General features: G+C 54.2%; 18 protein-coding genes, 1 pseudogene and 1 other annotated feature. Of the genes and pseudogenes, 9 read left to right on the forward strand and 10 right to left on the reverse strand.

Features of this window, described 5'->3' with window-relative positions; genetic code table 11:
• Nucleotides 1-104: 104 nt before the first annotated feature.
• Nucleotides 105-740 carry an outer membrane protein OmpW gene (gene ompW / locus ACVKSX_RS02690; protein ID WP_029519099.1) on the forward strand — a complete coding sequence of 212 codons (636 nt, stop codon included), beginning with the start codon at nt 105-107 and terminating at the stop codon, nt 738-740.
• Nucleotides 741-796: 56 nt separating this feature from the next.
• Here ompW and ACVKSX_RS02695 read toward each other — a convergent pair whose 3' ends face one another.
• From ACVKSX_RS02695 to ACVKSX_RS02720, 6 genes and pseudogenes are all read right to left on the reverse strand, one after another.
• Nucleotides 797-1,111: a BON domain-containing protein gene (locus ACVKSX_RS02695; RefSeq protein WP_010244430.1), complete on the reverse strand. Its 315-nt coding sequence runs from the start codon at nt 1,109-1,111 to the stop codon at nt 797-799.
• 149 nt (nt 1,112-1,260) lie between these two features.
• A complete protein-coding gene (gene trpA, locus ACVKSX_RS02700) occupies nt 1,261-2,064 on the reverse strand; it encodes a tryptophan synthase subunit alpha (protein WP_010670255.1) in 804 nt (267 codons plus the stop codon).
• Nucleotides 2,064-3,254: a tryptophan synthase subunit beta gene (trpB, locus tag ACVKSX_RS02705; protein ID WP_010244436.1), complete on the reverse strand. Its 1,191-nt coding sequence runs from the start codon at nt 3,252-3,254 to the stop codon at nt 2,064-2,066. Before trpB ends, trpA begins: the two co-directional genes overlap by 1 nt.
• A 46-nt stretch (nt 3,255-3,300) precedes the next feature.
• Nucleotides 3,301-4,662, reverse strand: a complete 1,362-nt coding sequence (gene trpCF / locus ACVKSX_RS02710) for a bifunctional indole-3-glycerol-phosphate synthase TrpC/phosphoribosylanthranilate isomerase TrpF (RefSeq protein ID WP_010244438.1) — start codon at nt 4,660-4,662, stop codon at nt 3,301-3,303.
• Between the two features lie 2 nt (nt 4,663-4,664).
• Nucleotides 4,665-6,259 (reverse strand): annotated as a pseudogene (gene trpD / locus ACVKSX_RS02715) (bifunctional anthranilate synthase glutamate amidotransferase component TrpG/anthranilate phosphoribosyltransferase TrpD).
• Entirely contained in the window at nt 6,259-7,824 is a 1,566-nt protein-coding gene (locus tag ACVKSX_RS02720) for an anthranilate synthase component 1 (RefSeq protein WP_010670253.1), read from the reverse strand. Before ACVKSX_RS02720 ends, trpD begins: the two are co-directional and overlap by 1 nt.
• Nucleotides 7,825-7,847: 23 nt before the next feature.
• Nucleotides 7,848-7,949 (reverse strand) — a sequence feature (Trp leader region).
• Between the two features lie 153 nt (nt 7,950-8,102).
• Here ACVKSX_RS02720 and rnm point away from each other — a divergent pair.
• Both rnm and ACVKSX_RS02730 read left to right on the forward strand, forming a co-directional pair.
• The gene (rnm, locus tag ACVKSX_RS02725) at nt 8,103-8,987 is read left to right on the forward strand and encodes an RNase RNM (protein ID WP_423212993.1); all 885 of its coding nucleotides are present in this window, start codon (nt 8,103-8,105) and stop codon (nt 8,985-8,987) included.
• Between the two features lie 12 nt (nt 8,988-8,999).
• The gene (locus tag ACVKSX_RS02730) at nt 9,000-9,620 is read left to right on the forward strand and encodes an L-threonylcarbamoyladenylate synthase (RefSeq protein ID WP_003853883.1); all 621 of its coding nucleotides are present in this window, start codon (nt 9,000-9,002) and stop codon (nt 9,618-9,620) included.
• A gap of 16 nt (nt 9,621-9,636) precedes the next feature.
• Here ACVKSX_RS02730 and ACVKSX_RS02735 read toward each other — a convergent pair whose 3' ends face one another.
• Nucleotides 9,637-10,284, reverse strand: a complete 648-nt coding sequence (locus ACVKSX_RS02735; protein WP_010244455.1) for a hypothetical protein — start codon at nt 10,282-10,284, stop codon at nt 9,637-9,639.
• A 779-nt stretch (nt 10,285-11,063) separates the two neighbouring features.
• On the opposite strand from ACVKSX_RS02735, the gene rluB reads away from it, so the two are divergent.
• On the forward strand, nt 11,064-11,954 hold the full coding sequence (gene rluB, locus ACVKSX_RS02740; RefSeq protein WP_010670251.1) for a 23S rRNA pseudouridine(2605) synthase RluB: 891 nt from the start codon (nt 11,064-11,066) through the stop codon (nt 11,952-11,954).
• A 54-nt stretch (nt 11,955-12,008) separates the two neighbouring features.
• On the opposite strand, the gene cobO is transcribed toward rluB, so the two are convergent.
• Entirely contained in the window at nt 12,009-12,599 is a 591-nt protein-coding gene (cobO, locus tag ACVKSX_RS02745) for a cob(I)yrinic acid a,c-diamide adenosyltransferase (protein ID WP_010670250.1), read from the reverse strand.
• Nucleotides 12,599-13,360 carry a YciK family oxidoreductase gene (locus tag ACVKSX_RS02750; RefSeq protein WP_010244466.1) on the reverse strand — a complete coding sequence of 254 codons (762 nt, stop codon included), beginning with the start codon at nt 13,358-13,360 and terminating at the stop codon, nt 12,599-12,601. Before ACVKSX_RS02750 ends, cobO begins: the two co-directional genes overlap by 1 nt.
• Nucleotides 13,361-13,533: 173 nt before the next feature.
• Here ACVKSX_RS02750 and sohB point away from each other — a divergent pair, with 173 nt between their 5' ends.
• Nucleotides 13,534-14,580 carry a protease SohB gene (gene sohB / locus ACVKSX_RS02755; RefSeq protein WP_124890012.1) on the forward strand — a complete coding sequence of 349 codons (1,047 nt, stop codon included), beginning with the start codon at nt 13,534-13,536 and terminating at the stop codon, nt 14,578-14,580.
• A gap of 31 nt (nt 14,581-14,611) precedes the next feature.
• On the opposite strand, the gene ACVKSX_RS02760 is transcribed toward sohB, so the two are convergent.
• On the reverse strand, nt 14,612-14,860 hold the full coding sequence (locus tag ACVKSX_RS02760) for a YciN family protein (RefSeq protein WP_033757844.1): 249 nt from the start codon (nt 14,858-14,860) through the stop codon (nt 14,612-14,614).
• A 371-nt stretch (nt 14,861-15,231) separates the two neighbouring features.
• Here ACVKSX_RS02760 and topA point away from each other — a divergent pair, with 371 nt between their 5' ends.
• The 4 genes from topA (at nt 15,232) to acnA (ending at nt 23,186) form a co-directional block, all read left to right on the forward strand.
• Entirely contained in the window at nt 15,232-17,856 is a 2,625-nt protein-coding gene (gene topA / locus ACVKSX_RS02765; RefSeq protein ID WP_010244475.1) for a type I DNA topoisomerase, read from the forward strand.
• Between the two features lie 417 nt (nt 17,857-18,273).
• Nucleotides 18,274-19,248 carry an HTH-type transcriptional regulator CysB gene (cysB, locus tag ACVKSX_RS02770; protein WP_003853865.1) on the forward strand — a complete coding sequence of 325 codons (975 nt, stop codon included), beginning with the start codon at nt 18,274-18,276 and terminating at the stop codon, nt 19,246-19,248.
• A 496-nt stretch (nt 19,249-19,744) separates the two neighbouring features.
• Nucleotides 19,745-19,903 (forward strand): YmiA family putative membrane protein, encoded by a 159-nt coding sequence (locus ACVKSX_RS02775; protein WP_071778593.1) that lies wholly within the window; start codon nt 19,745-19,747, stop codon nt 19,901-19,903.
• Between the two features lie 601 nt (nt 19,904-20,504).
• Nucleotides 20,505-23,186, forward strand: coding sequence for an aconitate hydratase AcnA (acnA, locus tag ACVKSX_RS02780; protein ID WP_033769164.1), 2,682 nt, complete (start codon nt 20,505-20,507; stop codon nt 23,184-23,186).
• The last annotated feature ends 256 nt before the right edge of the window (nt 23,187-23,442 follow it).

A 23,442-nucleotide genomic window follows, 5' to 3' on the forward strand; every position in this document is an offset into this window, starting at 1 on the left:
TAATTTATCTGAAGGGTACAGAGTGCAATTTTCTGTAAATCACGTTAAATATTTGCCAGCAAAAAGCGATGACGTTCGCGACATTAACATTAAGCAAAGGAGTGATGATGAAACTGGCAAAATGCGCGATGCTGCTGGCTCTGGCTTTTCCCCAACTGTCGATGGCCCACGAAGCAGGCGACTTCTTTATGCGTGCCGGTAGTGCCACCGTCCGGCCCACCGAAGGTTCCGATAATGTGTTAGGGATGGGCGAGTTCAGCGCATCCAACGACACGCAGCTGGGCCTGACTTTTACTTACATGGCAACCGACAACATTGGTGTCGAATTACTGGCCGCCACACCGTTCCGTCACAAAGTGGGCCTGGGCCCGACCGGAACACTGGCAACGGTACGCCAGTTACCGCCTACGCTGATGGCGCAGTACTACTTCTTTGACAGCAAGAGCAAAGCGCGTCCTTACGTTGGCGTAGGTATCAACTACACCACCTTTTACGATGCCGATTTCAACCAGACGGGCCGCGATGCGGGCCTGACCGATCTCAGCGTGAAGGATTCCTGGGGTGTGGCGGGTCAGGTCGGTCTGGATTATCAGATTAACCGTGACTGGATGCTGAATGCGTCGGTGTGGTACATGGATATTGATACGGAAGTGAAGTTTAAAGCGGGTGGCGAGCAGCAGAATATCAATATGCGCATCGATCCCTGGGTCTTCTTCTTCGGAGCGGGTTACCGTTTCTGATGATAAAGATGATAAAAAGGCCGCTGAATCAGCGGCCTTTTTTGTCTGTTAAGACGTTATTTGATCTGCATATTGTTAACAACGGACTTCACGCCCGCCACGCTGCGCGTAACCTGAACGGCACGGTTAGCCATCTGTGGTGATGAAACAAAACCGCTCAGCTGAACTTTACCTTTAAAGGTTTCTACGTTGATTTCAGTTGATTTCAGCGAGTCATCTTTCAGCAGTTCACCTTTAACTTTTGTGGTCACCACGGTGTCATCAATATAGCCACCGGTTCCCTCTTTGGTTGCGGTTGGCGCACAGGCGCTCAGTGTCAGCGCAACCACGCCCGCCAGTACAGCACCTGTCAGCAGTTTAACGAATTTCATTGCTTTCTCTCCCTGTCACAAAATGGATGCGACGTTACCGTAACGGCGCATTGTCATTGTGGTGCAGATTTTGCAAAAAGGGCAAATGGGGGAATGAAAAAAAAGGAAACAAATCATGCCTTATCGCGCGATAAGGCATGCTGGCAGGATTAACGGCTGGCGGCTTTAAGACGGCTGACAAAGTTCTTCAGCTCGCTCAGCATCACCTCAGGCTCTGAATGATGTTTTTCGATGATTCTGACAATCGCAGAGCCGGAGATCGCACCCGCAGCGCCCGCGGCGATCGCTTCCTTCACCTGTTCAGGCTCAGAGATACCAAAGCCCTGCAGCGGCGGGGCTGCATGGTATTCACGCAGCTTGTCGATCAGATGCTGCAACGGCAGGCTGGCGCGGTTTTCAGCACCGGTCACGCCCGCGCGCGACAGCAGGTAGGTGTAACCCCGTCCGTGTGAAGCGATCTCGCGCAGCAGCTCATCGCTGGCGTTAGGCGGACAGATGAAGATGGGTGCCACGCCATGACGCAGCGCAGCCTGACGGAAGGGCGCGGACTCTTCAACGGGCACATCCGCCACCAGCACCGAATCCACACCCGCCTCTGCACAACGGGCATAGAACTCATCCACACCGTTGGTGAAGACCAGATTGGCGTACATCAGCAATCCAATCGGCAGATCCGGATACTTACGGCGGATAGTGGCCAGCATTTCAAAGCATTGGCTGGTGTTGGTGCCCGCCGCAAAGGCGCGTAACGTCGCATTCTGGATGGTCGGGCCATCTGCAAGGGGATCGGAAAAGGGAATACCCAGCTCCAGTGCATCCGCGCCTCCTTCAACCAGGGCATCAATCACACGCAGTGAAAGCTCCGGTGACGGATCGCCCAGCGTAACAAAAGGAACAAAAGCCCCTTCATTATTCGCTGACAGACGCGTAAACAGTTGATTGTAACGTTCCATCAGATTTCTCCCTGCGCTGTCAAAATGTCATGAACGGTGAAAATATCTTTGTCGCCGCGGCCAGAGAGGTTGACCACAATCAACTGCTCTTTTTCCGGCTCGGCCTGAATCATCTTCATGGCGTGCGCAAGGGCGTGGGATGACTCCAGCGCCGGAATGATACCTTCATCGCGACAGAGCTGTTTAAAGGCGGCCAGCGCTTCGTTATCGGTGATGGAGACATATTCCGCACGACCGATGCTGTTCAGGTGCGCATGCTGCGGGCCTACAGACGGGAAGTCGAGGCCGGCAGAGATCGAGTAAGACTCCTCAATCTGGCCATCATGGGTCTGCATCATCGGCGATTTCATACCGAAGTAGATGCCGACGCGACCGTGCTTGAGCGGCGCGCCATGCTCGCCGGTCTCAATGCCGTGGCCCGCAGGCTCTACGCCGATCAGCTTCACGCTGGTCTCATCGATAAAGTCGGCAAACATGCCGATGGCGTTGGAGCCGCCGCCCACACAGGCGAGGATCGCATCGGGCAGACGACCCTCTCTTTCCAGAATCTGCTTTTTAGTCTCTTCGCCAATCATGCGCTGGAACTCACGCACAATCGTCGGGAAGGGATGCGGACCCGCTGCGGTGCCGAGCATATAGTGTGATGTCTCGTAGCTGCCAGACCAGTCGCGCAGTGCTTCATTACAGGCATCTTTCAGCGTGGCGGAGCCGCTGTGCACCGGGATCACTTCTGCGCCCATCAGACGCATACGGAAGACGTTGGGTGACTGACGCTCCACATCTTTTGCGCCCATATAGATGCGGCATTTCATGCCCAGCAGCGCACAGGCCAGCGCTGAAGCTACGCCGTGCTGACCCGCACCGGTTTCGGCAATAATTTCGTTTTTGCCCATGCGTTTGGCTAACAACGCCTGACCCAGCACCTGGTTGGTCTTGTGCGCGCCACCGTGCAGCAGATCTTCACGCTTAAGATAGAGGCGGGTTTTGGTGCCTTTAGTCAGGTTTTTGCACAGCGTCAGGGCGGTAGGCCGACCCGCATAGTTCTTCAGCAGGTCGGTAAACTCGGCCTGAAACTCAGGATCTTTCTGGGCGTCGACAAACGCCTGTTCCAGCTGGCGCAGGGCTGGCATCAGGATTTGCGGAACATACATTCCGCCAAATTCGCCAAAGTAGGGATTAAGTAACGTCATTTTTTATCTTCCTTTCTCGGGCCCGCCGTTGAGCAGGCCAGGCAAATCAGTAGGCTCGCAGTGTCTGAAACACAGCGGCAATTTTACGGGCATCTTTGATGCCAGGCGCGCTTTCCACGCCAGAGTTGAAGTCCAGGCCGGCACAGCCGAGCTGCGCGGCTTCAACACAGTTATCCGCGCTCAGGCCACCGGCCAGCAGCACATTGTTGAGCGTCTGCCCCTGCAACAGCGACCAGTCGAAACGCTGTCCGGTCCCGCCGTCGCCATTATCAAACACATAACGGTCAACATGAGGCCAGTCGCGCGCCGGCAAGGTGCCTTCAATGCGCAGCGCCTTCCAGATTTGAATCTCTGCTGGCAGAGCCGCACGCAGTTCAGCCACAAACGCCGGCGTCTCGTTGCCATGCAGTTGCACCGCAGAGAGTGAAAGCGCACCGGCTTGCGTGACAATGTCGCTCATAGCGGCATTGCGGAACACGCCGACGTAGCGCAGCGGGGCCGCAGCGATAACGGTCTGCGCCGTAGCGGTGTCAATCTGGCGCGGGGAACCTTCCGCGAAGATCAGACCACCATAGATTGCCCCGGCTTCATAGGCGGCACGCGCATCTTCGGCACGGGTCAGGCCGCACACTTTATTGCTGCCCAGCGTGACCCGACGCACCGCTGCGGTCAGGTCGGCTTCTTCCATCAGTGCAGAACCAATCAGGAAGCCGTTGGCAAAATGGCTCAGCTCGCGAATATCGGCATAGCTGTTAATGCCTGATTCGCTGATTACCGTGACGCCGTGTGACAGGCGCGGTGCCAGCTGACGGGTGCGGTTAAGATCGATAGAGAGGTCACGCAGATCGCGGTTGTTGATACCCACGACTTTGGCCTGCAGCGCGATAGCCCGCTCCAGTTCCTCTTCATTACTCACTTCAGTCAGAATGCCCATCTTCAGGCTGTGCGCCACGGCGGCCAACTGACGATACTGCTCATCATCCAGCACTGACAGCATCAGCAGAATCGCATCCGCCTGGTAGTAACGGGCCAGATAGATCTGATAAGGGTCGATGATAAAATCTTTGCACAGCACCGGCTGGGTGATGGCCGCGCTGACAATCGGCAGAAAGGCGAAGTCGCCCTGAAAATATTTCTCATCGGTCAGCACAGATACCGCGGAAGCGTAGTGGCGGTAGACCCCGGCAATGGCGGCTGGATCGAAATCCTCACGAATAATGCCTTTCGAGGGAGAGGCCTTTTTACACTCCAGGATAAACGCGGTTCTTGCACCCTGCAGCGCGTCGTAGAAATGACGGCTGGCGGGTTCAATGCTGTTCTGAAAGGTAGAGAGAGGCTGCTGCTGCTGACGGGCTTCAACCCAAATCGCTTTGTCCTGAACAATTTTTTCTAACACGGTGCCTTTCATGATTATCCTCTTGCTGCCAGTGCGACGACACGCTCATAAGCCTGTCCGCTGCGGATGGCGTTAAGCGCCTGCTGTGCGTTTTCACGCAGATCTTCCTGACCGAATACTTTAAGCAACATCGCCACGTTGACGGCGACGGCCTCCTCATGGGCCTGCTGGCCATTACCCTGGAGTAAAGAGGTCAGAATGTCACGATTTTCTTCCGGCGTGCCGCCCGCCAGCGCCTCTTTGGGATGGAAGCCAAAACCAAAGTCCTCTGGCGAGAGCTGATAGCGCGTAATTTCACCTTCACGCAGTTCGGCCACATGGGTTACATCGTGCAGCGCCACCTCATCCATTCCGCCACCGTGAACCACCGCCGCGCGCTGATAACCCAGCACTTTCAGCGTCTGGGCAATCGGCATCACCAGTTCCGGGCTGTAGACGCCAATCACCGCCAGTGGCGGGCGTGCCGGATTGATCAGCGGGCCCAGCACGTTAAACAGCGTACGGGTCTTAAGCTGCTGGCGGACCGGCATCGCGTGGCGAAAACCGGTGTGATACTGCGGCGCAAACAGGAAGCAGACATTCAGATCGTCCAGCGCCTGGCGCGCCCGGTCAGCGGGCATATCGAGATTGATGCCAAAGGCGGCCAGCAGATCGGAGGAGCCCGATTTGCTGGAGACGCTGCGGTTGCCGTGCTTCGCCACTTTCAGACCGCAGGTCGCAGCGACAAAGGCGCTGGCAGTCGAGATATTAATGCTGTTACTGCCATCGCCGCCGGTGCCCACAATGTCGGCAAACGCATAATCAGGGCGGGGAAAAGGTTTGGCATCTTCCAGCAGTGCGGTGGCGGCTCCGGCGATCTCTTCCGGCGTTTCACCGCGCACTTTCATGGCGATCAGCGCGGCAGCGAGCTGCGTTGGCTCCAGCTGTCCGGTAATGATGGCGCTGAACAGCTGATGACTCTCAGCCTGATTCAGCGTCTGCGCCTGGTAAAGTTTTTCCAGTGTCTGTTGCATGTTTATTCTCCCTGTTACTTCGCCAGCGCCCAGGCCAGCGTCTGCTCAAGCAGGCGCGCGCCCTGAGAAGTCAAAATCGATTCAGGATGGAACTGAAACCCGCATACGCGATCGGTTTCATGGCGAACGGCCATCACCATCCCGTTGTAACTGGCGTTCACCGTCAGCTCTTCCGGCGTGTTGCTGCCCACCAGCGAGTGATAGCGCGCCACCGGCAGCGGATTGCTCAGACCGGCAAACATCGCCTCGCCGTCATGGTCGATTGAAGAGGCTTTGCCGTGCAGGATCTCGCCTGCCTGGCCCACATGGCCGCCATAGGCTTCGACAATCGCCTGGTGACCCAGACAGATACCGATAATTGGCAGACGACCACGCAGCACCCGCAGCAGCTCCGGCATACAGCCAGCATCTTTTGGCGCGCCGGGACCGGGAGAGAGCATCAGCACCGGGTTCTCCATCCGCTGCAGCTGTTCAATAAGCAGTTCGGCGGGCAGGTTGTTGCGATAGATCACCACGTTGTGACCAAAGGTCCGCAGCTGATCAACCAGGTTATAGGTAAAAGAGTCGATGTTATCGAGCAGCAGAATATCGGCCATCAGAAGATCTCCTTGCAGTGATGGGCAGTCGCGATAGCGCGCAGTACGGCGCGCGCTTTGTTGCGGCTTTCATCAGCTTCAGCCTGCGGATTAGAATCCAGCACCACACCAGCGCCCGCCTGAACGGTGGCGACGCCATCTTCTACATAGGCGGAGCGGATAACGATACAGGTATCGAGATCGCCCTGGGCGGTGAAGTAGCCCACCGCGCCGCCGTAGCTGCCGCGACGGGTGCGTTCAGCCCCGGCAATCAACTGCATGGCGCGAACTTTTGGTGCTCCGCTCAGCGTGCCCATGTTCATACAGGCACGATAAGCGTGCAGCACATCGAGATCCGCGCGCAGCGTACCCACCACGCGGGAAACCAGATGCATCACAAACGAGTAGCGGTCAACTTTGGTCAGGTCAGCCACGTAACGGCTGCCGGGCACGCAGATTCGCGCCAGATCGTTACGCGCCAGATCCACCAGCATCAGATGTTCAGCCAGCTCTTTATGGTCGGTACGCATCTCCAGCTCAATGCGGCTGTCGAGATCGCGGTCCAGTGAGCCATCAGCATGGCGGCCACGCGGGCGTGTACCGGCAATCGGGTAGATCTCAATCTGACGGGAGGTGGCGTCATACTTCAGCGAACTCTCCGGCGACGCGCCAAACAGGGAGAAATCCTGATCCTGCATGAAAAACATATAGGGGCTGGGATTGCTGTTTTTCAGTGTCTCATAAGCAGCCAGCGGCGACGGGCACGGCAACGAGAAGCGACGTGACGGCACGACCTGGAAAATTTCGCCGATGCGAACTGCCTGCTGCAGGGTGCGTACTACGTCGCAATACTCTTCATCACTCTGGCTGGTAGTCAGCGTCATCTGTTCAACCGGCTGGACCGGCAGAGCCGGTGCCGGCTGCAGCATCTGGCCGTGCAACTGCTCGATGCGGCGCTGCAGGCGCTGGAACTCGCTGGTGGACGGGCAGAACAGACTGGCCTGCAGACGCGCACTGCGGGTCTGGTGATCGATCACCAGTAAGGTCTCTGCCAGGTAAAAACAGTAGTCGGGGCAGCGTTGCTGATTATCCAGCTCCGGCAGGGTTTCAAAACCGGCAACCAGATCATAAGCAAACAGGCCACCCAGCAGCACGGCTTCGCGCTCATCGGCAGGGGAGTTGACCAGTTGTGGAATCAGACGCAGTGCATCAAACACCGACAGTGCCTTGAGGCGGGAATCTTCATCCTGCTGATGGTCGGTACTCTGCGGGAAAGTCAGCTCGCGTCCATCGGGACGAACCTGATTGCTGACCGACGCAGGCAGGGCCTCATCCAGCAGCGGCAGCAGGGCGCGGCCATTTTCTGACAACGCCTGAACGGTGACATTATTGCCCATTGCGCTGACGCGCAGCGCGCTGTCGACAATCAGCAGGCTTTTTAAGTTGCGCTTGCTGTCGATGTCAGCGGATTCAAGCAGCAGGGTTGCCGGACGTGCGCCGCACAGCTGGTGAAACACTGCGGCCGGATCTTCGCGGTAGGGTGCGGTGCCGGTAATCAACTTCACTGTAGGTTTCGCATTTGGCATGATGATTTCTCTGAATTTCGCTCAAAAAAAAGCCCGCTCGGTGGCGGGCTCAGGTATTAGCACAGCGTTTACGCAAAGTGTGCACGACCCTGTCGCCCGTTTTCGGGAACATCGCGCCAACCGTTTAAATGCGTGATTACAACAGCCATGATTGAATACCCGTTACGTGTGAACTTGTGTACTAGTTAACGGGTTCAGGGCGGAAATGTCAATACACTTTTTCACTGACCGTGAAAATCGTTATCATGCTGGCCGGTTTAGTTTTTGCAGGAGTTCTCTTGAGCGATATCGCCCGTTTCCCGGTTTATGATTTACACAGCCACACGCGTGCCTCCGATGGCTTACTGACCCCAGCCGCCCTGGTGCAGCGAGCGGTTGAGATGCGCGTCGGCGTACTGGCGATCACCGATCACGACAGCGTTGCAGGGGTTGATGAAGCGCAGCAAACGGCAATCGATTACGATTTACCGATAAAAGTGCTGGCGGGCGCAGAAATCTCCACCCTGTGGGAAAACCATGAGATTCACATCGTGGGACTGAACATTGATATCCGCCATCCGGCGATGGTGGCGTTTCTGGCCGGACAACATGCCTGTCGGCAAGCACGTGCAGAAGAGATTGGTGAGCGACTGGCGAAGGCACGTATCCCGGATGCGCTGGCGGGAGCCACGCGACTGGCTGATGGCGGCATCATTACCCGCGGTCACTTTGCCCGCTTCCTGATTGAGCAGGGTAAAGCAGAGAATATGGCGCAGGTGTTCAAAAATTATCTGGCGCGTGGCAAAACCGGTTACGTGCCGCCACAATGGTGTACAATTAAACAAGCTATTGATGCTATTCATCATTCTGGTGGCTGCGCCGTGCTGGCGCATCCTGGCCGTTACGGTTTATCGGCAAAGTGGCTCAAACGGCTGGTCGCCCATTTCCGCGAAGCGGGCGGTGATGCGATGGAAGTCGCGCAGTGCCAGCAGCCACCTAATGAGCGCACGACGCTGGCGCAATACGCCAGAGATAATGAACTGGCCGCATCACAAGGTTCTGATTTTCATCAACCCTGTCCGTGGATTGAACTGGGCCGCAAACTCTGGCTGCCCGCGGCGGTTGAGCCGGTCTGGGAACGCTTCCCGGATCTGGCTCCCGGCCTGGCAATCACGGAAAGGTGACACGAGGTTTCTATGAGTCAATTGTTTCATATTCATCCGGACAACCCGCAGCCCCGCCTGATTAATCAGGCGGTTGACTACCTGAACAAAGGCAGCGTCATTGTTTATCCAACCGATTCCGGCTATGCGCTGGGCTGTCGGCTGGAGGAGAAGGGCGCGATGGAGCGTATCTGTCGTATCCGTCAGCTCGACGGGCACCACAACTTTACCCTGATGTGCCGGGATCTCTCTGAGCTGTCGGTCTATTCGCAGGTGGGCAACTCAGCGTTTCGCCTGCTGAAAAACAACACGCCAGGCAACTACACCTTTATTCTCAAGGCGACCAAAGAGGTGCCGCGCCGCCTGATGAATGAAAAACGTAAGACCATTGGTCTGCGCGTGCCCTCTAATCCCGTGGCGCTGGCGCTGCTGGAAGCACTGAATCAGCCGATGATGTCGACCTCATTAATTCTGCCGGGCAACGATTTCACCGAGTCCGATCCGGAAGAGATCCAGCACAGCATCGGCAAGCTGGTCGATCTGATTATCGACGGCGGCACGCTGGGCCAGCAGCCGACCACGGTGGTCGATCTGACCACCGATGCGCCGGAAATTGTGCGTGAAGGGGTGGGCGATACCCGCCCGTTCCTGTAAGCCCTCAGGCTCAGGCTCAGGCACCGCGTGTCGGTGTCTGGGCCAGATTCGACTCTAACCAGCTTTTAAACTGGCCGTAAGGAATATAAAGTGACACATCTTTCAGGATCACTTTGTTATTACGCCCATTTTTAATCGAGTCAGAATAGCCAACAATCACGCCGCCCAGCGTATCATCACGGTTATAAACGCCGCCGCCCGACATCCCCTGAACAACACCTGCATTGGAGGCCATGGCTATACAGGGACTTTTATTCCAGTTATTCCGAATAGCCGTACGCGCTAAATTAACTCCGGTCGATTCAACCGGCATCGCTGAAATAAAACTGTAGCCATACATTTTAACCGGATCGCCGATGTCGCTGCTGCGGAACTTAGTCAGCGTGCTGGCGTCATTCTTGTGATAAATAATCGCAAGGTCGCAATAAGGGTGATAAGACTTGACGCGCTGCACGGCAGTTTTGGCAACGTGCGCAGCTGTCAGGCTATATTCAGGCGTCAATGGAATGCTGGTGCCCAGTGTGCCGAGACCGAGGATCGTCGGAATGCCAGTCACGCTCATATCTACGTGCTGCATCGCCGTACGACTGTACTCAGTGTGGCCCACAGAACACCCGCTCAGCACCAGTGCAGCAAGCACCGGGCACAGCAACAGGTTTTTCATGATGGGTTTCTTTATTCAGGCATGTCGGGAAATCCCTGGTGAAGATTTTTGACATGCAAGCAAGGTTCATCACTGAACCGTATTAACGCAACAACTCCGGATGCGCCGGTTTATTGGATTAATCTAAAAAGACTATTTTTATAAACGAATAACAAAAGCCGGACTTCATTGTTGCAAGACCCCTCTGTCGTGAGTCCTGCTTTTTATTGTGCTACAGGAATAAAGTATATCAGCTTAATAGTGTCGTACAATTTATTAAAGCTAATAAGAATCAAATGTCCTTGAAAATAAGGCCTTAAATAAATCTGCGTTAGAAAAAATCTGGGTTTTTTGTATTTACCGAGCGGTTATAATGGATTAAGTCATTAAAACAGTTGTTTGTGCTAACTTTAATGTTTTTTTAAGAAGAATAAAAACAAGGGAAAACCAGCGAAAGTGTAAGATAGTGTTAAGGTTTTTATCACCAGAACATTACGTTGATGAAACTAAAGTGGTTAGAAAATTTAATTGTCATCAGCTATAAAGTTTTTAATACATGCATTTTATTAATCTTATTCCTGTCAGATGCACGGGGATTATTTAAATCAGCGTCAGATATTATCAGATCTAAAACTATCAGAGGCTGACCCTTCTTAATTCGCTTCAGACCCACTCATAAAGCGCGTTACTTCAGGGGTAAATGCCTGTATAATGGGGCCGGATTAATAGGTTAACCTGTTGATTCAGAAAGAATTATCACCCTACCGTGACGCCTGGGAAGGCGACAAAGAGGAAGCTCAATGAGCGAAAAGTTACAGAAAGTCTTAGCGCGTGCCGGTCATGGCTCGCGTCGTGAAATCGAATCAATGATTGCCGCTGGCCGTGTCAGCGTCGACGGCAAGATCGCCACCCTGGGCGACCGCGTTGAAAGCAGCAAATCTCTGAAAATCCGTATTGATGGCCATCTGGTCTCGATTGCTGAATCAGCAACCGAAGTTTGCCGCGTGCTGGCTTACTACAAACCAGAAGGTGAACTCTGTACCCGCAGCGATCCTGAAGGGCGCCCAACAGTATTTGACCGTCTGCCTCGTCTGCGCGGTTCACGCTGGATTGCCGTTGGCCGTCTGGATGTGAACACCTGTGGTCTGATGCTCTTCACCACTGACGGTGAACTGGCGAACCGCCTGATGCATCCGAGCCGTGAAGTGGAACGTGAATATGCGGTGCGCGTCTTTGGTCAGGTCGACGATGATAAAATTCGTCAGCTGAGCAAGGGCGTTCAGCTGGAAGATGGCCCGGCTGCCTTTAAAACCCTGAAATTTGGCGGTGGAGAAGGGATCAACCAGTGGTACAACGTGACTCTGACCGAAGGACGTAACCGTGAAGTGCGTCGTTTATGGGAAGCGGTCGGCGTGCAGGTCAGTCGTCTGATGCGTGTTCGCTACGGCGATATCACCTTGCCAAAAGGCCTGCCACGCGGTGGCTGGACCGAACTGGATCTGCCTGCGGTTAACTACCTGCGTAACCTGGTGGAGATGGATGATGAAACGGTTACCAAACTGGTGGTCGAAAAAGATCGTCGTCGCACCAAAGCGAACCAGATTCGTCGTGCCGTGAAACGTCACAGTAAAGTGAGCAGCACCCCACGTGCACCACGCCGCAATCCGGGCAGCAAACGTAACTCCGGTTAATCACGTTGCCCGATCGCTAAAAACGCAGCCCCAGGGCTGCGTTTTCTTTTTCTGTTACCAGTCAATTCCCTGCTGAGCCTGTATCCCGGCATCAAAAGCGTGCTTTACCGGCCGCATCTCAGTCACCGTATCCGCCATCTCAGTCAGGCTGCGATGACAGCCACGTCCGGTAATGATGACGCTCTGATGCGCCGGGCGCTGTTGCAGGGCTGCTATCAGCTCTTCCAGTGGCAGATAATCCATGCTGACCATATAGGTGATTTCGTCGAGCACCACCAGATCCAGCTGCTCATCGGCCAGCATCCGTTTTGCATGCTGCCACACCGCCAGACAGGCAGCGGTATCCGTTTCGCGGTTCTGCGTATCCCAGGTAAAGCCGGTTGCCATTACCTGAAATTCAACACCGTGCTGTTCCAGCAGGTTTCGCTCGCCATTCGGCCAGTCACCTTTAATGAACTGGATAGCCGCCACGCGTTTGCCATGACCGGTGGCGCGGAGTGCGGTGCCAAAGGCCGCAGTCGTTTTGCCTTTGCCATTGCCGGTAAAGACCATCAGGATGCCACGAACCTCCGTGGCTGCAGCAATACGCGCATCAACCTGTTCTTTTAACCGTTGCTGACGCTGTTGATGACGATCGTCAGCCATTATTCAGCGGCTCCTGGTTTTCTGCCTGGCTGGGCATCAAAGCTGATCCCGGTTTTGCGACGGCTGTCATCACCCATCAGATAAAGGTAGAGCGGCATCAAATCGGCAGGGGTTTTCAGCTTATTGGCATCTTCCTGCGGGAACGCGCTGGCACGCATTTTTGTTCGCGTCCCGCCCGGATTAATACAGTTCACCCGCAATGCCTGCGTTTTATACTCATCAGCCAGTACCTGCATCATGCCTTCGGTAGCAAATTTAGAGACGGCGTAAGCCCCCCAGCCCGCGCGACCGGTACGGCCCACGCTGGAGGTGGTAAACACCAGTGAACCGGCATCTGATTTTAACAGCAGCGGCAACAGCGCCTGCGTCAGGAAGAAGGTGGCGTCCAGGTTGATGTTCATCACCTGCTGCCAGACCTGTGGGTCGAGTTCAGCCAGCGGCACAATCTCACCGAGGATACCGGCGTTATGCAGCACGCCGTCAAGACGCGGAAACTGCTGGGCCAGCTGTTCTGCCACCTGCTGGCAACGTTCCGGTGTCGCTTCGGCCAGATCGAACACCACAGTGTGAGCAGGGCAGAGATTGAGTTGATTGATCGCCTGTTCGACCTGCTGAAGCTTCTCAGGGTTACGGCCCATCAGGATAACTTCCGCGCCATAGCGGGCATAAGTCAGCGCCGCTTCCCGGCCAATGCCATCTGAAGCGCCAGTGACCAGGATAATGCGATGATTGAGCAGGTCGCTTTTCGGTTGATAATGCACAGCGGGGTCCTCCAGCGAAAACAGCATGATTCCGCTTTATGCCTGAATTTACGAATGGGCGCAATCGCCAACCCACCCATTCTGTGCCAGCTGCTGGCATTTCAGGCGACGAAGCGAGGCAAAACGGCTAAACTGGCGAACTGTTTTTGATTCTCTGTTTACTAAGGCGACCTATGGATTTTATTTCAACGTATGGACTGTTTTTAGCGAAAGTGGTGACACTGGTGGTTGCCGTCGCTGTGATTGTCATGATTGTGATGAATGCCGCGTTACGCAAACGGGCACAAAACGGTCAGCTTCGACTGACTCATCTGGATGATGATTATCAACAGATGAAAGAGGATTTGCAGCTGGCAAAAATGAAGCCTCAGGCACAAAAAGTCTGGCTGAAAAATCATAAGAAAAGTGAAAAGCTGAAAGCCAAAACGGAAAAGCAGGCGGCGAAGCTGGGGCAGACAGACAGTGCTAAGCCCACGCTCTATGTACTCGATTTCAAAGGCAGCATGGACGCCCATGAGGTGACCTCACTGCGCGAAGAGATTTCAGCCGTGCTGGCTGTGAAACAGCCTGGCGATGAAGTGCTGCTGCGTCTTGAAAGCCCTGGCGGCGTGGTTCATGGCTATGGCCTGGCAGCCTCGCAGCTGCAGCGTCTGCGCGATCAGGGTCTGCGTATCACGGCGGCCGTGGATAAAGTGGCGGCCAGCGGCGGTTACATGATGGCCTGCGTAGCCGATCGTATTGTGGCAGCACCTTTCTCGATTATTGGCTCCATCGGCGTGGTCGCGCAGATCCCCAATTTCAACCGCCTGCTGAAACGGAACGATATTGATATTGAGCTGCATACCGCCGGACAGTACAAGCGCACGCTGACGCTGTTTGGTGAAAACACCGAAGAGGGACGTGAGAAATTCCAGGAAGATCTCGACGAAACGCACCTGCTGTTCAAGCAGTTTGTCCACCAGATGCGCCCGTCACTCGACATCGATCAGGTGGCAACCGGTGAACACTGGTATGGCCGCCAGGCGCTGGACCTCGGCCTGGTTGACGAAATCGGCACCAGCGATGATCTGATCATCCGTCAGATGGATAAGTTCAGCGTGCTCGGCGTGCATTATGCCCGCCGCCGTAAGGTGATGGATCGCTTTACGCAGAGCGCCGGCTCGGTGGCAGAGCGCCTGCTGCTGAAACTCTGGCAGCGCGGCGAAAAGCCACTGCTCTGATGATGCGAAACCCGGCCTGCGCCGGGTTTTTTCATTCCAGGTGGTAGAGCGGCGACAGCACCACGGCAAGGTGTTTGAACACGTTAAACACCGCCGTGGTTTTAGCCGTCGGCACTCCATCGGCATCGAGAAAAAACGGTCCGCGAAATACCAGCACTTCTCCCTGCTGAATCACCTCATCCGCCTGCATTCCCGCTAAATAATCATCATGTTCTTTGATCAGCGCATTGGCCTTTTCCAGCAACGCCTGGCGGGAAATAGCCTGAGTTGAACTCTGCATTTATTCACTCCTGTTTGACAGTACTCCAATCCTTTCTATATTACTGGCGAGTCACACGCTGTGACAAATCGGTGTAATCGATGAAAACCTGGCGTAAGTCCGGGCTGAGTGCTAATTAAGTTGCGTAACAGATTTTATCAGGTAGAGTGTGGGCGATTCCGATTTCAGGGATTTTGCACCAGGATGTGCGATGAGTTCAGATAGAAAAAGCACTCTTTATCATGCAGTTGCATAACGCCACATCATCTGATCTGAGATTGACCCCTCCGCCTTGAAATGTTAAACAGGCGCAGCAATATTGAACCCATTGGGTTTTTGGGCATCCAATCCTCTCCCGTTAAGCAGGATGTTTTCATTAGGTAAAGGTAAATATGGGTAAAGCACTCGTTATTGTTGAGTCCCCGGCAAAGGCTAAAACAATCAATAAATACCTGGGTAGTGATTACGTGGTTAAATCCAGCGTAGGTCATATCCGGGATCTGCCGACCAGTGGTTCAACCGCGAAGAAAAGTGCTGACGCCTCGACAGATAAGAAAGTCAAAGACGCTTCGACTGACAAGAAAGTCAAAAAAGTTAAAAAAGATGAGAAGGCCGCACTCGTCAGCCGCATGGGTGTTGACCCCTATCACGGCTGGGAAGCGGACTATCAGATTCTGCCCGGCAAAGAGAAAGTGGTCGCCGAACTGAAGGCGTTAGCCGCCAATGCTGACCACATCTATCTCGCAACCGACCTTGACCGCGAAGGGGAAGCCATTGCCTGGCACCTGCGGGAAGTGATTGGTGGTGATGACTCGCGCTTCAGCCGCGTCGTGTTTAACGAAATAACCAAGAATGCGATTCGTCAGGCGTTTGAAAAGCCGGGCGAACTGAATATTGATCGGGTTAATGCTCAGCAGGCGCGTCGCTTTATGGACCGCGTGGTGGGCTACATGGTCTCGCCACTGCTGTGGAAAAAGATCGCTCGTGGTCTCTCTGCCGGACGTGTGCAATCCGTTGCCGTTCGCCTGGTGGTGGAACGTGAACGTGAGATTAAAGCTTTTGTTCCCGAAGAGTACTGGGAAGTTAATGCCGCGCTGACCACGCCGAAAGGCGATGAGCTGTCGATGGACGTGACGCACAAAGGCGATAAAGCCTTCCGTCCGGTCAACCGCGACGAGACGTATGCCGCCGTCGCGCTGCTGGAAAAAGCGCGCTATGAGATCGTGGATCGTGAAGATAAGCCGACCAGCAGCAAGCCGGGCGCGCCTTATATCACCTCGACACTGCAGCAGGCTGCCAGCACCCGTCTCGGCTTTGGCGTCAAGAAGACCATGATGATGGCCCAGCGGCTGTACGAAGCGGGCCACATTACTTATATGCGTACCGATTCGACTAACCTGAGTCAGGATGCGGTCGCCATGGCGCGTGGCTATATCGAAAGCAATTTCGGTAAAAAGTATCTGCCTGAAAACGCCATAACTTACGCCAGCAAAGAGAACTCCCAGGAAGCGCACGAAGCGATTCGTCCTTCTGATGTGGAAGTGGTGGCGGAAAAGCTGAAAGATATGGAAGCGGATGCGCAGAAACTCTATCAGCTGATCTGGCGTCAGTTTGTTGCCTGTCAGATGACACCAGCAAAATATGACTCCAGCACCATTACTGCCGCCGCCGGTGATTTCCGGCTCAAAGCGAAAGGCCGTATTCTGCGTTTCGACGGCTGGACCAAAGTGATGCCTGCGCTGCGTAAGAATGATGAAGATCGTACGCTGCCTGCGGTAAGCGTGGGTGATGTTCTGGACCTGCAGCAACTGCTGCCCGGTCAGCACTTCACCAAGCCACCGGCGCGCTTCAGCGAAGCGTCACTGGTGCGCGAGCTGGAGAAGCGCGGAATTGGTCGTCCATCCACCTACGCCGCCATTACCTCGACGATTCAGGATCGTGGCTACGTACGGGTTGAAAACCGCCGTTTTTATGCGGAAAAAATGGGTGAAATCGTCACCGATCGTCTGGAAGAGAACTTCCGCGAACTGATGAATTATGATTTCACCGCCCGCATGGAGAGCAACCTTGACCAGGTTGCCAATAACCAGGCGCAATGGAAAGCGGTACTCGACCACTTTTTCACCGATTTTACCCAGCAGCTTGAACTGGCTGAGAAAGATCCTGAAGAGGGCGGGATGCAGCCGAACCAGATGGTGCTGACCTCGATTGACTGCCCGACCTGTAGCCGTCCGATGGGGATTCGAACTGCCAGTACCGGCGTCTTCCTGGGCTGTTCCGGCTATGCGCTGCCGCCTAAAGAGCGCTGCAAACAGACCATCAACCTGATCCCGGAAAATGAAGTTCTCAATATTCTAGAAGGGGATGATGCTGAAACCAACGCCCTGCGTGCCCGTCGTCGCTGCCAGAAGTGTGGCACGGCCATGGACAGCTACCTGATCGATAACGAACGTAAACTGCATGTCTGTGGTAATAACCCGGAGTGTGATGGTTACGAGATTGAGAAGGGCGAATTCCGCATCAAAGGCTATGACGGCCCGGTGGTGGAGTGCGAGAAGTGTGGTTCGGAGATGCATCTGAAGATGGGACGCTTTGGTAAGTACATGGCGTGTACCAATGAAGAGTGCAAAAACACCCGCAAGATACTGCGTAGTGGTGAAGTTGCTCCGCCGAAAGAGGATCCGGTTCCGCTGCCAGAGCTGGCGTGTGAGAAGTCAGATGCTTACTTCGTGTTGCGTGACGGTGCGGCGGGCGTTTTCCTCGCGGCCAACACCTTCCCGAAATCACGCGAGACGCGTGCGCCGCTGGTGGAAGAGCTTCAGCGCTTCAAAGATCGTCTGCCTGAGAAGCTGAAATATCTGGCCGATGCGCCAGCAGCCGATCCGGAAGGCAACAAAACGCTGGTGCGGTTCAGCCGCAAGACCAAACAGCAGTATGTCTCCTCCGAAAAAGAGGGCAAGGCAACCGGCTGGTCCGCCTTCTATATAGATGGCAAATGGCAGGAAGCGAAAAAGTAATCCCTGAAGGCCAGCGCTCGCTGGCCTTTTTTCTGCCGACAGGGTCTATGCTTAGTGAATCCTGTAGCAGTGAATAAGCTCAGTGCGCAGGGAACCGGGGCAGAAGAGGAAAGCGTCCCGCGCCATGGATGGCGCGGGCCGAGCGACCAGGGATTGGCTTGAGCGACTTTCCGATCTGCCCCGGTTCTATGCGCAAGACAGGTCTCAAAGCAGGCCAGACCCGACTCTGTCATCATACTCAGGCCAGCGCTCGCTGGCCTTTTTCTGAGCCTTATATCAATCCGTTCTACTCTCTCACTTAAACTGATATAGTTGTTATAGCATTTCCGACCTTTCCTGATGCATAGCATCTCTTTACCCTCGCGACTATACGTCAACCGGGGATGCGACTCTGTAACTTACCGGGATGGAATAGATATGAAATTACAGCAGTTGCGCTATATCGTTGAAGTGGTCAATCACAATCTCAACGTCTCTTCGACGGCGGAAGGTCTCTACACCTCTCAACCCGGCATCAGTAAACAGGTGCGTATGCTGGAAGATGAACTGGGCGTGCAAATCTTTGCCCGCAGCGGTAAACATCTCACCCAGGTCACGCCTGCAGGGGAAGAGATCATCCGTATAGCGCGAGAAGTTCTCTCCAAAGTGGATGCGATTAAATCGGTAGCCGGTGAACACACCTGGCCTGATAAAGGCTCGCTCTATGTCGCAACCACGCACACCCAGGCTCGCTACGCGCTGCCTGGTGTGATCAAAGGATTTATTGAGCGCTATCCTCGCGTCTCTTTGCACATGCATCAGGGTTCTCCAACTCAGATCGCCGAAGCCGTCTCCAAAGGTAATGCAGATTTTGCCATCGCCACCGAAGCCCTGCATCTCTATGACGATTTAATCATGCTGCCGTGCTACCACTGGAATCGGGCGATTGTGGTGACTGCCGATCATCCGCTGGCAGGAAAAGGGCAGGTCACCATTGAGGAGCTGGCCGAATATCCGCTGGTGACCTACACCTTTGGCTTTACCGGGCGTTCAGAACTGGATACGGCTTTCAATCGTGCAGGTTTAACGCCACGCATCGTCTTTACCGCGACCGACGCCGACGTAATCAAAACTTATGTCCGCTTAGGTCTGGGGGTTGGCGTTATCGCCAGCATGGCAGTAGATCCGGTGGCCGATCCTGACCTGATTCGCATTGAAGCCGCCGATATCTTTACCAACAGCACCACTAAGATTGGATTCCGCCGCAGCACCTTCCTGCGCAGCTATATGTATGATTTTATCCAACGTTTTGCACCGCACCTGACGCGCGATGTGGTAGATACTGCGGTTGCGTTGCGCTCCAATGAAGACATTGAAGCGATGTTTAAAGATATCAAACTGCCGTTTAAATAGAATTTAACCTCCCCGCGTAAACATAAGGCTGCCTGGTGCAGCCTTTTTTGTCTCCAGGCTTTAGCGCCAAATGAGACTCAAAAGTTTTTATGATTTTTTTGTAAATGAAACATTGATCACATGTTTCCTCATCGGGCTTTCTTAAATGCGAATTACAACACATTTTTAACTATGTCACTTTGCGGCTTGCCAGGAATATTCCCATACTCCAGTTAAGAGCTAACGTGGGAAGCCAGTAAACATAAGGTTCTTAAGTGTTATCTATAGTTTTGAGTGGATCTGTTTTTAAATTAACTCAAATTTTTTAGCGGGTTTTTTAATTAAATATTAGTTCCGATATTAATGATTTCTTACGTTACCTGAGCTCATTGATTAATACCGTTAATCGTTGTACTCAATAAAAATAACTGGATTTTTGGCCTTAACGCGTTTAGGATTCCTCCTAAATCTTAATCGATGTTATCAATCATTTTGTTGAGAGTGATTATCAAAAACTATGAATACACGACTGACTGTACAACCGGGTTTCCCGGCAAAAAGCACCAAGGTTGAGCGTACCGGCAACACTCGTCGCAAAGCCTGGTTAACCGTATTCGCTGCCTCTGCGCTGTTTTGGGTAGTTGTCGCGTTAATGATTTGGCGTATCTGGGGCTAAAGCCATGTGGGCAAATACACTCAGCCATAAACGTTCCCTGACCTCGGGTCAGCACAAGACGGTCTCCTGTAAAGGAAAAGAACCCCTTGCAAAGGACGAAAAAGTGTCTATCCCCGATTCATGGGATTTGAGTGATAACCAGAGACTTTTTATTGAGTCGTTTCTGGACCCTAAAAACAAATAACGTTGTCAGACCATTTCTTCGTCACTGTTCTTTTAAAACCGGAATTTCCGGTGGGCCTATAAATGCCCTTACCACATCCTGTACGACCAAAGGGTGTCGCCTCTTTCTATAAGGTGACCGCAAAAACTTTTACGCCCGATTCCGGCGAAGGAGTGAACCAAATGAATATTATTAAAATGTCCTGGCTCAGCGCGTATGCATTCTCCTTTGCGTTCTGGTCTGCGGCGGTGTGGATAACCCTGTAATTTGAATTAAAATCACCTTTTCATGATGCCTCGTGACTTCACGGGGCATTTTCGTTTGCGATCGATTGTAGCAATTTGTGTTGTAATCAAAACGTTAACGAAATTGTGGTCTATCTTTAACATAAACCTTTGTCTCTCTGAGGTTTAAAGACCATGAATGAAAGGAGGAGCTATGTCGTCTACCCTACGCGAGCAGAGTCAGGAAGTACTGCAGGTCGACACCAAAAAATATCACATCTTCAGTCTTCCCCATGCTGCTCAACACCTTGGCAATATCGATCGCCTGCCAAAATCCCTCAAGGTCCTGCTGGAAAATTTACTGCGCTATCAGGATGGTGACTCTGTTACGACGGAGGACATCCAGGCGCTGGTTGACTGGCAAAAAGATGCCCACGCCGATCGTGAAATTGCCTACCGGCCAGCCCGTGTATTAATGCAGGACTTTACTGGCGTGCCTGCGGTAGTCGACCTTGCTGCGATGCGAGAAGCAGTGAATCGGCTAGGCGGCGATGTGGCGAAAGTCAATCCGCTGTCACCGGTTGATCTGGTTATCGACCACTCGGTGACTGTCGACCATTTTGGCAATGATGACGCCTTTGAAGAGAACGTCCGGCTGGAGATGGAGCGAAACCATGAGCGCTACGTCTTTCTCCGCTGGGGCCAGAAGGCGTTTGATAAATTCCGCGTGGTGCCGCCGGGCACCGGTATTTGCCATCAGGTGAACCTGGAATATCTCGGCAAGGCGATCTGGCATGAAACCGTGAATGGTGAAGAGTACGCCTGGCCCGATACCCTGGTCGGTACGGACTCTCACACCACCATGATCAACGCGCTTGGCGTGCTGGGATGGGGAGTAGGGGGAATCGAAGCCGAAGCCGCCATGCTCGGTCAGCCTGTCTCAATGCTTATCCCGGATGTGGTGGGTTTCAAACTCACCGGCAAACTGCGGGCGGGCATTACGGCAACCGACCTCGTGTTGACCGTTACCCAGATGCTGCGTAAGCACGGCGTTGTCGGTAAATTCGTTGAATTTTACGGTGATGGCCTGGCCGATCTGCCGCTGGCAGACCGCGCAACCATCGCCAATATGGCACCGGAATATGGCGCGACCTGCGGATTCTTCCCGGTTGATGACGTCACGCTGAGCTACATGACCCTGACCGGACGCGATGCCGAGCAGGTAGCGTTAGTGGAAGCCTATGCCAAAGCGCAGGGGCTGTGGCGCAATCCTGGCGATGAGCCGCGTTTTACCAGCACTCTTGCGCTGGATATGAATGAGGTGGAATCGAGTCTCGCAGGACCAAAACGTCCGCAGGATCGGGTGTCGCTGGGCGATGTGCCCGCCGCGTTTGATGCCAGCAATGAGCTGGAAGTGAATCAGGCGCAGAAACCCCATAAAAACGTTGAGTATACCGACAGTGATACCGGGCTGACGCATAAGCTGACCGATGGGGCGGTGGTGATCAGTGCGATTACCTCCTGTACTAACACTTCCAACCCCAGCGTCTTAATGGCGGCCGGTTTACTGGCGAAGAAAGCGGTCGAGCGGGGTCTGAAACGTCAGCCGTGGGTCAAAGCCTCGCTGGCACCCGGTTCTAAAGTGGTTTCAGACTACCTGGCCGTCGCGCAACTGACCTCTTATCTCGACGAGCTGGGCTTTAATCTGGTTGGTTATGGCTGCACCACCTGTATCGGTAACTCCGGCCCGCTGAAAGATGAAATCGAGTCTGCGATCAAAGCAGGCGACCTTACGGTGGGTGCTGTGCTGTCCGGCAACCGCAACTTTGAAGGCCGTATTCATCCGCTGATTAAAACCAACTGGCTGGCGTCGCCGCCGCTGGTGGTGGCCTATGCGCTGGCGGGTAACATGAAGATCAACCTGCAGACCGAGCCGCTGGGCCACGATCGTCAGGGCCAGCCGGTCTACCTGAAAGATATCTGGCCTTCGCCGGAAGAGATCGCTACGGCCGTGCAGCAGGTCACCAGCGACATGTTCCATAAAGAGTACGCTGAAGTCTTCGACGGTACGCCAGAGTGGCAGGAGATTAAGGTGAGTGAAGCCGCGACTTACGACTGGGATGAGGGATCGACTTATATTCGTCTGTCGCCTTTCTTTGACGATATGGAGAAAGAGCCTAAGCCGGTGCAGGATATTCGCGGTGCGCGGGTGCTGGCCATGCTGGGCGACTCGGTCACCACTGACCATATCTCACCGGCGGGCAGCATTAAAGCGGAAAGTCCGGCCGGCCGGTATCTGCTGTCACACGGTGTGGAGCGTACAGACTTTAACTCCTATGGTTCGCGTCGCGGTAACCATGAAGTGATGATGCGCGGTACGTTCGCCAACATCCGTATCCGCAATGAGATGGTACCCGGCGTGGAGGGCGGTTATACCCGACACTACCCAAGTGGCGAACAGCTGGCCATCTATGATGCGGCAATGAAATATCAGGCGGAAGGCGTGCCGCTGGCGGTCATCGCGGGTCTTGAGTATGGCTCTGGTTCAAGTCGCGACTGGGCGGCGAAAGGACCACGTCTGCAGGGAGTCAGGGTAGTAATTGCGGAATCTTTTGAGCGTATTCACCGCTCAAACCTGATTGGGATGGGCATCCTGCCACTGGAGTTTCCGCAGGGCGTGACCCGCAAAAGCCTGGGGCTGACCGGTGAGGAGCGCATTGACGTGGAAAATCTTCAGGCACTGACGCCTGGCTGCAGCGTTAAAGTGACGCTGACCCGTGCTGACGGCAGTAAGGAAGAGCTGGACACTCGCTGTCGCATCGATACCGGTAATGAGCTGACCTATTACCGCAATGACGGCATCCTGCACTACGTTATCCGCAATATGCTGGACTGATAAGAAAGCCGGGGAAACCCGGTTTTTTTATGTGGCTTACAACGTCTGTAATAAGAAGCTGTGAGACCGTGGCTGCACAGGGAGCACGGTCAGATCGGAAAGACGCTAATGCCAGTCCATGACATGCCCGGCCCGCGCAATTACGCACCTCATCCCTGAGGTGCGCCCGTACCGGGCCAACACTTTGCGTTGTTCAAAAAACGCTCCCGGCGTTTTTATCCGGGCGGCGGGACGCTTTCTTCTTCTGACCGTGCCC

It is taken from the genome of Pantoea sp. PvP021, from assembly GCF_054056055.1.